Annotated in this window: 3 protein-coding genes; all 3 read left to right on the top strand. The window is 42.0% G+C overall.

The genetic code is table 11. The features are described 5' to 3' along the window. The first annotated feature begins 122 nt into the window (after positions 1-122). The gene (locus tag AAAT26_RS09365) at positions 123-8618 is read left to right on the top strand and encodes a YadA-like family protein (protein WP_349209138.1); all 8496 of its coding nucleotides are present in this window, start codon (positions 123-125) and stop codon (positions 8616-8618) included. A gap of 87 nt (positions 8619-8705) precedes the next feature. After that, on the top strand, positions 8706-9350 hold the full coding sequence (locus AAAT26_RS09370; RefSeq protein ID WP_325306275.1) for a hypothetical protein: 645 nt from the start codon (positions 8706-8708) through the stop codon (positions 9348-9350). A 508-nt stretch (positions 9351-9858) separates the two neighbouring features. Continuing rightward, positions 9859-14357 (top strand): ESPR-type extended signal peptide-containing protein (locus tag AAAT26_RS09375; protein WP_349209139.1); only part of this gene is annotated, 4499 nt, incomplete at its 3' end.

Genomic DNA, 14357 nt, shown 5'->3' on the forward strand with positions numbered 1-14357 from the left:
AATATTTGGTGTAAGAAGTGTAGATGATAATTAATCTTTATACTTCTTCTTTTTATTATCTTTGCAATATTATGCAACACAAGTGGTGTGTTTTACTGAGTTTTCGGTAAGAAAGGATAATCATGAATCGAATTTATAATGTTATTTGGAGTAAGACAAAAAAATGCTACGTTGTAGTATCTGAAATTGTAAAAACAGGTGGCGGTAAGGTGAAATCCGTACAAAACGGTACAACCTGGGCACGCATGAGTGCGATTATGGCGGTGGCTGCATTATTAATGGGTGGTAATATTACTACAGTTAATGCTGCTACATATACTGCTATGACGATTAATGATGTAAATGGCGCTGGTTATGCTACTGGTAATGTAGTTTATAGTGAAGGTAGTTATTTATATAATTATCAAAACCCTGGGAACCTGACACCATTTGATAATAGTCATTTGTATAATGGTACAGATAGAGGTAACTATACAGAAAATAGTTTTGCTGGCATTGCTATCGGTAAAAATACAAATATTCAGGAAACTGGTAATCCAACTTATTATTCCGGTTTAGCTATCGGTAACTATGCTCAGGCCACAGGTGGTATTTCTTTTGCTTTAGGTCATTATGCTCAGGCTTTATCACCATCTGCTATGGCTCTTGGTACAGCTACAAAGGCGAGCGGATTTAACTCCTTGGCTATGATGCGTCAATCCGCTGCAGAAGGTGAGTTCTCCACAGCATTGGGTACTGCATCTTGGGCAAAGGGTAATGGTAGTTTTGCCATGGGTTACTCCGCTACAGCAAAAGCGGATCAATCCATCGCAATCGGTGCGGCAGAAACTATAAAATTACCTGGTCAACAACATGGTACTCCAAGTGCTAAATATAATGGCGATGGTAATACCGTAACAGAAGGGGCTCGTTCTCTTGCTTTCGGTACGAAAGCTCGTACTGCAGTTGGTGCAGATGATTCTATGGCATTCGGTTCTTCATCCAGTACTGGTGGCGCCAATGCGGTAGCTATGGGTTATAGTGCTAATGCTAGTGCAGAGAATGCCTTTGCCATCGGTAATACGGCACAATCATCCGCACAAAATGCGGTAGCGATGGGTAAAAGTGCAAATGCAAGTGGTGTAAGTAGTTTTGCTATGGGTAGTAGTTCTAATGCTGCTGGTGCTGATGCTATCGCTATGGGTAGTTCTTCCCAAGCAAAATTATCCAACTCCATCGCATTGGGTGGTAATGCAAAATCCTTGGGTGCCGATGCGCTTGCACTTGGTGGTGCGGCGAATGCCTTTAAAGATGGTGCCATTGCAATCGGTAAAGAAGCAAAAGCAAACAATACTAATACGACAGCTATCGGTCTTGGTGCAACTGTTACAGGTACTAACTCCATGGCTATCGGTACAAATGCCGTTGCAGAATCCAATAACTCCTTGGCATTGGGCACTGGTACGGAAGTAAGAGGTGCCTTGGTTAATGGTTTCTCTGCTTTCACTAACCAACAAAATAACAATGTTGCAAACGGTGTAGTTGCGGTGGGTAATGTAGGTTCTGAACGCCGTATCATCAACGTAGCGGGCGGTGAAAACGATACTGACGCAACAAATGTTAAACAATTAAAATTTGTAAACAGTAACTTGGCAAAATCCATCGCAGGTCCTACCTATACGGGCTATGAAGCGAATGGTTCTACATATAAAGCGCCTGATTTCAATATCAAGAATAGCACATACCATACGGTAAAAGAGGCTGTTGAAGCGGCGCAAACGAATTTCTTTAGTGCTAAAGGCACATCTGCCGATGCGAACTACGATAACACAGGTGCTACAGGCAATAACGCGACAGCAGCCGGTGTACGTACTTCTGCAGCAGGTAACTTCGCTACAGCTGTCGGTGCTGATGCGACTGCAGCTAATGCGAACAGCACTGCTATCGGTTATAAAGCTAAATCCAGCGTAGATGACGGCGTTGCATTGGGTGCGAATTCCGTTGCTTCCGTTGTGGCCGGTAAATCAGGTTATAATGTTAAAACTGCAGACAGCCGTACAAACGGATATAGCGGATTGACAGGTGCTGCGTTGACATCCACTATGGGGGCGGTGTCCGTAGGTGACGGCGGTACAAAAACTCGTCAGATCACAAACGTGGCTGCAGGTACAGCTGATACTGATGCTGTTAACGTGGCACAATTGCGCAATGTTAATTTGAAAGTAGCTGGCAACACTGGCAAAAATGACGTTTTATTGGATAACCAAACATTGACTGTAAAAGGCGACGGTTCTTATGTTACGACATCTGTTAACAACCAAACAATCGATGTGACGTTGACTGATGCTACTAAGAACAAGATTGACAATGCGGCAAATAAAGACTTGTCCAACATTACGGACGGCGGTAAATCCGTTATCCGTGATGAAGCTCAAAAAGCAGTTAAAGTTGTTGCTGGTAAAAACACAACGATTACAGAAGGTACTGACGGTACATATAAAACATATAAAGTTGACGTAGATGCTCCTGACTATCAATTAGTTGAAAACAGCAGTGCTGCTGATAAAGCGTACACTGTATCTGGCAATAAAGTTGACTTAACTGTACAAGATGCTAAAAATCCTGCGAATAAGAAAACTGTTACTATTAAGGATATCGCGTCTAAAACAGAGCTTGATGATACAAAAACAGAGCTTATTAATAAAGGTTTGAAATTTGATGCTGATAATGGCGGCGAAAAAACAAATAAATTAGGCTCCAAGGTAACAGTAGCTGGTGATGGTACTAACATCGATACTACAATTACACAAACTGGCGATGATACAACAATTAAGGTTGCATTGGGTCAAGACATCAATGTTAATACAGTAACTGCTACAAAAACTGTAAAAGCTGGTACTGCTACTATGGGTAACCAAGCTGTAACAGACAATAAGTCAGCTACTCAAAATGGTAACTTTGTATCCGGTTTGGACAATAAAAATTGGACATTAACTGATCCTGCCTTCGTGTCCGGACGTGCGGCAACAGAAGATCAACTTAAAATTGTCAGCGATGCTGTAAAAGCGGCTAATGCGGCTAACGCAAGTGCTTCTGATTATCGTTTAATCGCTAATCCGAACAATGCGGCAGACGGCTCTTATAAAGTTGATAACAATAAAGTTGATTTACAAGTGAAGGACGATAAATCTGGTACAGTTAATACTGTGACAATTAAGGATATTGCGTCCAAAACAGAACTTGATAAAGTAAAAGATCGTTCTGTGAAATACGATGGTGAAACTAACAAAGATACAGTAACTTTGGAAGGTGCTAACGGTACAAAAATCACTAACTTGAAGGACGGTAACGTAGCAGCAGGCTCCAAAGATGCTGTAAACGGCGGTCAATTACATCAAGTTAAGCAGGATCTTGGTGACCAAATCACAAATACTAAAAATGATTTAAACAATAAGATTGATACAACTAAACAAGATCTTATTGATAAAGGTTTGAAATTCGATGCCAACAACGGTGGCGAAAAAACAAATAAATTGGGCTCCAAAGTAGCTGTTAAAGGGGATAACTCCAATATCATTACGGAAATCTCTCAAGATGCTAACGGCGACAGCACAATTGATGTGAAACTTGGTAAAAACCTTAATGTAGAGACAATTACGGCTACTGGTGCAAACGGTAAGGATGGTAAAATCGGCATCAACGGTAAAGACGGTGTAACAACTAACATTTCCGTTACTCGTGACGGTCAACCTGGTGTAGATGGTGCTCCTGGCACGACTACAACTCGTATTACCTACCAAAAACCTGACGGCTCCAACGAAGAAGTGGCAACTTTGAACGACGGCCTTAAATTCAAAGGCGACATGGGCGCTACATCCAATGTTAAGCTTAACAAACAAGTGGATATTAACGGTGGCGTGACAAGTGCTTCCGATCTTGCGACAGGTAATAATATCGGTGTTACTTCTGCGGCTGTTGGCGCTGATGGCAATGCAAAATTACAATTGCAATTGGCGAAAAACTTGACTGGCTTGCAATCCGTAACGGCATCCGACACTGTGAAAGCAGGCACTGCCACTGTAGGTAATCATACGGTAGCAGATAACAAAGGTGCTAACCAAACTGGTAACTTTGTAACAGGTTTAGATAATACATCTTGGAATATTGCAGATCCTGTATATGTACCAAACCGTGCAGCTACTGAAGAACAGTTAAAAACAGTTAGTGATGCTTTGAAAGCGGCTAATGCAAGTTCTACGGATTATCGCTTAATTGCTAATCCGAACAACGCCGTAGACGGTTCCTATAAGGTTGAAAACAATCAAGTTGACTTGAAGGTAAAAGACGAAAAATCTAAAGACGTTAAAACTGTAACGATTAAGGATATTGCGTCCAAAACTGAACTAGATAATGTAAAAGATCGTTCCGTAAAATATGACGGTAACACAGGCCATGACACAGTAACATTGGAAGGTCCTAACGGTACAAAAATTACTAACTTGAAAGATGGTAACGTAGCGGCTGGTTCTAAAGATGCTGTAAACGGCGGTCAATTACATCAAGTTAAACAAGACCTTGGCGATCAAATTACGAATACCAAGAATGACTTGATTAATACAGGTCTTAAATTCGATGCCAATGTAGGCGGCGTACAAACTAACAAATTAGGCTCCACCGTAACAATTCAAGGTGAAGGTACTGCTGCTGACGCTGATTATAGCGGTGAAAATCTTAAAACTTTCATCAATCAAGATGCGGCAACAGGCAATACGACTATTGACGTGAAGATGAACAAAAACCTTAAAGCTGAATCTGTGAAGGTTGGCAAAAATGGTAAGGACGGCGTATCTATTACAGGTCCTGACACAGCGAACGGTACAGATGGCAAGGTAGCTGTGACTGATAAAAACGGTAAAGAAGCAGTTTCTATTTCCGGTAAGGACGGCGTAGGTCACATCGGCTTGACAGGCCCTGCTGGAACGAACGGCGTGAACGGTACTAATGGTATCGACTTGTCCGTGAAACCTGGTTACGATGATCCTGCTACAGGCGTTAAAGGTGAAAAAGGTGTAGACGGTACAAACGGTCTTACACGTATCGTTTACAAAGATGGTAACGGTGAACACCAAGTTGCGACTATGGAGGACGGTTTACAATTCACTGGTAACAATTCTGGTACTGTGAATAAACAAAAATTGAACTCCTTGGTGAAAGTACAAGGTGAAGGCGTAACTGCAGCTGAATCCGCTGCATTCAAGAGCGCATCCGGCAACATCAACGTAAAAGCTGATGGCACTGACAAATTGGAACTTCAATTGGCGAAAGACCTTAAAAATCTTGATTCCGTAACGGCTGCTAAGACTGTGAAAGCAGGCGGTGCTACTATGGGTGGTCAAACTGTTAATAACGAAGCTGGCGACAGCGAAACAGGCAATTATGTAACAGGCCTTGATAATAAAGATTGGAATGCAGACAAGATCGTATCCGGTCGTGCCGCAACAGAAGATCAATTGAAAAAAGCGTTGGATGCTCAAAGTGCTAACTCCACTGATTATCGTTTGATCAAAAATCAAGCGGCAGGCTCTAATGGTGACTATACCGTGGATGCGAATGGCGATGTAGCGTTGACTGTACAGGATAAGAATCATCCAGATAAAACAGAAACCGTTACCATCAAAGACGTTGCTTCTAAATCCAAACTTGATAAATTGAATGATCGCGCTGTTAAGTATGATTTGGACCCTGCTGGCAATCTTGACAAATCCAAGGTAACTTACGAAGGCCCTACATACAATAACAAACAAGGTGGGACTCACGTAACGAATGTAGCATATGCTACAGGCAACGATGGCAGCGAAGCGGTTAATGTGGACTACTTGAATGATAAAATCAAAGATAGTGCGGACGCATTGACTAATAAAGGTTTGAAATTCGATGCTAACCAAGGCGGAGAAAAAACTAACAAGCTTGGCTCTAAAGTGACTATTAAAGGTGAAGGTACTGCAGCTGACGGAGATTACAGCGGCGAAAACCTTAAAACTTTCATCACACAAGACCAAACATCTGGTGATACAACTATCAACGTGAAGATGAATAAAAACCTTAAAGCTGAATCCGTGAAAGTTGGCAAAGACGGTAAGGACGGCGTGTCCATTACAGGTCCTGATAACGGTACAGACGGCAAGGTAGCTGTGACTGGTAAGGACGGCAAAGAAGCCGTATCTATTTCTGGTAAAAACGGCGTAGGTCACATCGGTCTTAACGGTAAAGACGGTCGTAGCGCTGACATTTCTGTTGAAAAAGGTGATCCGGACCTCAATGGTAACGAAATCACTCGTATTAAATACACTGATGAAAGTGGTAAGACACATCAAGTGGCAACAAAAGATGACGGTATGGCATATGGTGGTGACAACGGCGACGTTATCAAGAAAAAACTTAATGAACAATTGGACATTAAGGGCGGCGTAACAAATGAAGATAATTTGACTGAAAACAATATTGGTGTTATCAGCAAAAATAATATCCTCAATGTTCGTTTGGCAAAAGATCTTAAAGACTTGAACTCCATTACTTTCAACAACGGCGCTAACGGTGCAAATGGTAAAACCGTTGTAAACGGCGAAGGTATGACTATTAAAGATGCAGCAGGTAATCCATTGACATCCGTTACAAAAGACGGTGTGAAGATTACCAACGGTCCATCCATGACGAAAGACGGCATCGATGCAGCTGGTAATAAAATTACAAACGTTCAAGACGGTACGGTTGCAAAAGATAGCAAAGATGCTGTAAACGGTGGCCAATTGCATGATGCTGTTGAAAGCCTTAAATCCAAAGGCTTCGGTCTAGAAGCAGAAGACGGTCAATCCGTGAAAAAAGCTCTTGGTGAAACTGTTAAAGTTAAAGGTGATGACACGAATATCAAAACATCCGTAGACGACGGCGCTGTTAAGGTAGAATTGAAAAAAGACATCACTGTAGACACTGTAACAGCTAACACTGTGACTACAGGCGACACTAAGATGGATACAAATGGCGTTACTATCAAGGACGGCGCTAATGAAGCGACTAAGTTGACTAAAGACGGCTTGCAAATCAATGATGGTGGTAACAAAGTTGTTACTATCAACAAAGATGGCTTAACAATCGAAAACGGTCCTAAGGTAACAAAAGACGGTATTGATGCGGCTGATAAGAAGATCACTAATGTGGCTGATGGTACTATTGGCGCTGGTAGCAAGGATGCTGTAAACGGCGGTCAATTGCATACAGCTATTGAAGACATCAAATCCACAGGCTTCGGTCTTAAAGCAGAAGACGGTAACTCCGTGAAGAAACCTCTTGGCGAAACAATTGACCTAAAAGGTGACGGTAATATCAAAACTTCTGTTGATAACGGCGCCATCAAGATGGCCTTGAACGATAAGATCACTCTTGGCCAAGATCCAGCAAAACAAGTTAAGATTGACGGTTCCGAAGGTACTGTTACAGCCGGCAATGGCGATAAAGAAGTTAAGTTGGATGGCTCTGCAGGAACGATTACAGCCGGTAAAGGTGATAATCAAGTTAAAATCGACGGCAACAACGGTTCTGTAACGGCAAATACTGTGAAAGCCGGCGATGTAGTTGTAGGCAAGCAAACTTCTGACGGTAAAGAAGGTAACTTCGTAACAGGTTTGGATAACAAAACTTGGGATCCTGAAAACCCTGTAGCAGTTCCTGGTCGTGCCGCAACAGAAGATCAATTGAAAGCTGTTAATGACGACTTCAATAATAAAGCAAGAACAGGCCGTGTATTCCAAGGTGACCAACCTGGCGATAGCGGTAAAGTGGTTCGTGGATTGGGAGATACTATGAACCTTACTGGTGGTGCTGATGTGAACCGTTTGGCAGATAATAATATCGGTGTTGTGAAAAACGCTGCTGGTGATGGTTATAACATTAAGTTGGCTAAAGACTTGAAAGGTCTTGAGTCCGTAACGACTACGGATGCTGCTGGTAATACAACTGTTATGAACGGTGGTGGTATGACAATTACACCTGCTCAAGGTAATGCTGTAAGTCTTACTAAAGACGGCCTCAATAACGGCGGTAATAGAATTACTAATGTAGGCCCTGGTGTAGATGGTACTGATGCGGTTAACGTAAATCAATTGAGCAGTGCTATGCGTAGCGTGGATGGTAAAATCGCTGATGTAGGTGCTACTAGTGCGGCTATTTCCGGCCTCAAACCATTACAATATGATCCATTGGAACCAACTCAAGTATTGGCTGCTGTAGGCCATTATAAAGGCAGCACCGCTGCAGCTGTAGGCGTGGCGCACTATACTAATGAATCTACAATGTTCCATATGGGCGTATCTCTTGGCGGTCATGACAACATGATTAATGCGGGCGTATCCTACAAATTCGGTACTTCCGATGCGAAGAAAGCGGTTCCTGCACGTTATAAGGCTGGCCCTATCAGCTCCGCGTATGTATTGCAGGATGAAGTGACTGCATTGAAAGCTGAAAATGAACGTATGAAACAACATGATCTAGAGTTAACTGCTAAATACGATCAAGTACAACGCGATAATGAAGAAATGAAAGCTCAAATCGCATTGTTGATGCAACAAGCAGGTCTTACAAAATAATCGAATCTGAATATTCGAGTTCTTAACCACTCATGTAAGGATTGTGAAAGCCGCCCTTTCTAGGGCGGCTCATCATAAGGAGGATTTATGAAATTCAAAACATTTATGCCTGTATTGGCACTGGCTTGTGTGTGTGCGGTAGGTCAAGCGGATGCGGCTCAAGATCGATTGATGATGCCGGAACAGCCAGCTGAACCATTAAACGTGATTGAAGCAGAAGTGGCTGTTCCTGTACCTAGCGAAGAAGTTCGGGACGTAGTGAATGCTTTCACACAATTCCAATTGGACCAAAAGGGCAAGCGCATCATGGATGATTCCCGCGTTATGACTGGTCAAGAGCGTTACCGTAACAATGTGTTGTATTACATGAACGTTCGTCGCAGCTGGTACATCGTAAGCCATCGTTATAAAAACGACAGCTATGCGCGCATGGCGTTAGATCGTTTGTACAACGATTACAAACAGTTCTTTACAGAACATGCGACTGTATCTGAAGAGGCTAAATTGGACTATGCGCAACAAATCATCGACATCTTGGATCGCAATACGGCCAATGTACATGATGACGAATTGCGTTTCTACATGAACGAAATGGTTATCTTCAGCTTGAACGAAGCTATGAAAGACGGCAATAATCGCGTGAAAACTGTGGATGAAAAAGCAGCTCCTGCAATGGACGAACTTCATACAGTGGATCTTCGTAAAGCGATTAATGCACCAACAATTCAGTAAGATCTGGTGTAAGTAATAAACCGCTAATTTAATTAAATATTGTAATTGAATCAGGGACAGTTTCATTAGATTCTGTGATAATACACTGATAACTAAATAATATTTAGAATGTATGGTGTCTATAAAAGCCGGGGCATAGATTGCCTCGGCTTTTGTTATGTATAAATTGAAATTGTTACATGCAAATATGTAAATTCAATGGCATAAATGTATCGAAAAGATGAAGATTTTATTTCCTAATTATTAATTTTGTTAAATAAACCATAAAAATGAATGAAACATGAAAAATTTGTTTACAATATAGATTTTTTTTGATATGGTATACGAGTAGATGAGTATATGATAACAATCTGTAATAAGTGTAATATTTGACTTGTTATGTTGAATATTGTTGGTTTGTATTAGAAGTATAGATAATTTTTATATCTATTACTTCTTATTTTTATTATAGTTTTATATAAGGTTAGATAGGTATTACGCAACGAAAATGTAGTACGAAAGGAACGTTATGAATCGAATTTATAAAGTCATTTGGAATCGGGTGAAAAACTGTTATGTAGTTGTGTCCGAAATTGCTAATAATCGCGGGAAAATTAATGGAAGAAGCACAACATGCGTTAGTACACTTTTATGTATTTTGGCACTAGTAGGCGGTACATTATTGCCACTGAATACTGCTAATGCAGTAAATCCTGCGGGGACTGGTGCAGGGGTATCATGGGGAAATGGCACGAATAGTGGCACAGATCAAAATAATGTAGCTATTGGCGGTTATGCGCAGGCCCTTGGACCGGTTTCCTTGGCATTAGGTGCGCATAGTAATTCTTCTGCTTCATATTCAACCGCTATCGGTGGAGGAACACAATCTACTGCGGAAAACGCGACAGCCATTGGTGGTGTAGCCAAGGCACAAGGGAAAAATGCTACCGCTATTGGGGCAAAAGCCGAAGCTAATGGAGAGTATGCTACCACTATCGGTGCAGGTGCAAAAGCGGATAATACCTATGCTATAGCCATCGGCAGCCTTTCTCATGCTACTGAGGTATCCTCGTTAGCGATGGGAAATAATTCAAAAGCTACTAATACCTATGCTTATGCAATCGGTGGGAGCGCGGAGGCTAAGGGCAGATGGAGTATTGCCATGGGGACAAATGCAGTGGCCGAAGATGATGCCAGCGTGTCTATCGGTACTTGGTCAAAAGCTACTACTGGACAGTCCGTGGCTGTCGGTTATCTAGCTAACGCGAAACAATTAGGGGCAACGGCACTTGGCAGACAGACGAATGCTAGTGCAGTAGATGCAACTGCTATAGGATCTGGATCTAATTCTACTGCTGAAAACGGTACAGCTATAGGTAAAAATGCTTCGGTCAGTGCGAAAAACAGCGTCGCTATCGGTACTGGGGCGAAAGCAACCAATGAAAATGCGGTGGCTCTCGGCACCGGTTCTGAAACTGCTGCAGCGGTAGCAACAGCCTCTGAGTCAGTTAATGGAATAGTACATAACTTTGCAGGTATAAATCCTGGTTCCACAGTTAGCGTAGGTAAGACAGGTATGGAACGGACGGTTACCAATGTAGCGGCCGGCCGTATTTCCGCTACATCTACAGATGCTATTAACGGCAGTCAACTGTATGCAGTGACTACGGAAGTGAATAAGGGCACAGTTTATGCAGGAGATGTAAAAGGTACGGGGGCTACAGATAATAAGTTTACCCAAAGACTGGGGGCACAAACTAATATCGTTGGTGGCGTAGCCGATACATCCAAATTGAGTGATAACAATATTGGAGTGGTATCTAATGGCACAGATACATTGAACGTGAAATTGGCTAAAGAACTGAAAGACCTAACTAGTGTGACTGCTGGTGATACAGTGATGAACACGGATGGTGTGACGATCACTGGAGGCCCTAAAATTGTAAAAACCGGCATTGATGCAGGAAACAAACAAATCGTTAATGTGGCTAGCGGCGGAGACGTAACGACGAATGGTGCCAATATTGGCGATATTAACCGTATCATTACGGCGAAGGATAAGTATGTGACTGGCGGTTCAGTGACTTATCAAGCAAATGGTGAGGGTGCCGCAAATTTAACCGGCACAAACGGATTGACTGCCAACGTAAGCGGATTGAAAAATAACTATGTTACGAGTGGCAGTATTTCTAATGACGGCAAAGTGTTGACACTGGAACGTAACGATACGGGCAAAGTTAATGTTGATTTGAGTAATATATTTACTGAGGTAGCAAAGGGAGATTACCGTTTGGTAGAAAATCCTGAAGCGGGTAGTCAGGGTAAATATAAGGTTGATAGCAATGGAAATATGGTATTGACTGTAGCAAATGATAAAGGCGACAAAAAACAAGTTACATTGACAGATATTGCATCTAAGGCGCAACAAGATAATAATACATCAAGTATTACTACGATCAATACAACTCTTGATAAAGGCTTGAACTTTGCCGGTGATACCGGTGCTGTGAGCAACAGAAAATTAGGAGATACTGTAACTGTTAAAGGCGGTGCTACAGGCGCATTGTCCGACGGTAATATCGGTGTTGAATCCGACGGCAATGGCACATTGAATGTGAAATTGGCGAAAACGTTAAGCGGTTTAGATAGCGTTACAGCTGGTGGTACTACTATCAACAACAGCGGTTTGACTGTAGGTGGTAAAACATATGTATCTCCAACAGGTATCAATGCAAATGATCAAAAAATTACCAATGTTTCTGATGGTACTGTAGGTGCAGGCAGTAAAGACGCTGTAAACGGCGGTCAATTGCACGATGCTAAAAACGAATTAAATACTAATATCAATAATGCTAAAACTGATCTTATCAACAAGGGCCTTCGTTTTAACGCTGATAATAACGCTGAAAAAACGAATAAACTTGGTTCTAAAGTAACAGTCAATGGTGATAACAATATCACTACTGAAATTACGCAAACTGGCGATGATACTACAATCGGCGTTAAATTGAACAAAAATCTTAATGTTCAAACATTGACGGCTACAGATACTGTGAAAGCCGGCGGTGTAACAATGGGTAAACACGCTGATACTAAGAACTATGTAACTGGTCTTGATAATAGAGATTGGGATGTAAATACATCTAATCCTGTAAACGGTCGTGCTGCTACAGAAGATCAGTTGAAAAAGATTAGTGATGTTGTTAAGAGCCAAGGTGCTGCTGCTACAGATTACCGTTTGGTGAAAAATGCAGCTGCTGCAGATGGTGCTTATACAGTTGATTCTAACGGCGATGTTGACTTAACTGTAGAGGATAAAAACCATGCAGGTAGTAAAGAAACAGTTAAGATTAAGGATGTTGCCTCTAAATCTAAATTAGATAAAGTTATCAATGACGGCTTGAAATTCGATGCCAATACAGGCGGCGAAAAAACGAATAAATTGGGGTCCAAGGTATCCGTGAAAGGGGATAATTCCAATATCATTACAAGTATCTCCCAAGATGCGAACGGTGACAGCACCATTGATGTGAAACTCGGCAAAGACCTTAAGACCGAAACGATTACCGCTACCGGTAAAGACGGCAAGGACGGCAAGATCGGCATCAACGGTAAAGACGGTGTTACGACGAATATTTCCGTAACCCGTGACGGCAAGCCGGGCGTCGACGGTGCCGCCGGCACGACCACTACGCGCATTGTATATCAAAAACCGGACGGCACGAACGAAGAAGTGGCGAACCTAAATGACGGTATGATGTACGGCGGCGATACAGGCAATGTGATTAAGAAAAAACTTAACAACCAAGTGAATGTTAAGGGCGGTATCTCCGATGAAAGCAAATTAGCTACTGAAGACAACATCGGTGTTGTTTCCGACGGTTCCGATACATTGAAATTGCGCTTGGCGAAAGAATTGAAAGGCTTAACGTCTGCTACTTTTACAAACGGCGGCAATAATACTGTTATCAATGGTGATGGCATGACAATCAATCGTGCTGGTGGTAATGCAGTGAGTCTTACAAAAGACGGCTTAAATAATGGCGGTAATAAGATTACGAATGTAGCTGACGGCACAGATCCTAACGATGCAGTTAATAAATCTCAATTGGATAAAGCTACAGCAGCTGCATCCACAACGGTATCGGCAGGTAATAATATTACTGTAACACCTAGCACTAATGCGAATGGTTCCAAGAACTATGAAGTAAGTCTCAAAGACCAAGTGACATTGGGCTCTGATGCTACAAAACAAATCGCGATGGACGGTACTACAGGCACAATCAAAGCTGGTGATAAAGTTACCATCGACGGCAACAAAGGTACTATTAAAGCCGGTAATGTAACAATTGACGGTGAAAACGGTACCATTAAAGCTGGCGACAAGGTAACTATTGACGGTAAAGATGGTAAGATTGCAGCAGGTAAGGTATCTGTTGATGGTAAAGACGGTTATGTGACAGGTTTGGAAAACAAAGATTGGGATCCTAACAACATCACAAGCGGTCGCGCTGCTACAGAAGATCAATTGCAAAAATCTCACAAATCCTTGGATAATAAGATTACTAACCTAGGTGATGAAATCACGAAAAAAGGTATGAATTTTGCTGGTAATACAGGTGAATTCCACCGTGATTTAGGCCAAAAGGTTACTATCAAAGGTGAAGGTAAAGAGTCTGACGATAAATATTCCGGCGAAAATATTAAAACAGTAGCCGACCAAGATGGTAATGTTACTATCAAGATGGCGAAAAACATTAAGACTGACAGCTTAACTACTGATAAGGTAAAAGTTGGCAAAAACGGTCAAGACGGCGTATCCATTACTGGTCCTAACGGTGTTGATGGTACAGATGGCAAAGTAGGCATTACTGGCAAAGACGGTAAAGATGCTGTATCCATGTCCGGTAAAGACGGTGTTGGTCATATCGGTTTAACTGGTAAAGACGGTCGTAATGCGGATATTACCGTTGATAAAGGTGATCCAGACTTAGACGGTAACAACATCACTCGTATTAAGTACCAAGA

Source organism: Veillonella parvula (assembly GCF_040094895.1).
In the GTDB taxonomy this organism is placed as follows: domain Bacteria; phylum Bacillota; class Negativicutes; order Veillonellales; family Veillonellaceae; genus Veillonella; species Veillonella parvula_L.

Coding starts and splice junctions, on each gene's coding strand:
- AAAT26_RS09365 (WP_349209138.1), top strand. CDS start 123: ATGAATCGAATTTATAATGTTATTTGGAGTAAGACAAAAAAATGCTAC.
- AAAT26_RS09370 (WP_325306275.1), top strand. CDS start 8,706: ATGAAATTCAAAACATTTATGCCTGTATTGGCACTGGCTTGTGTGTGT.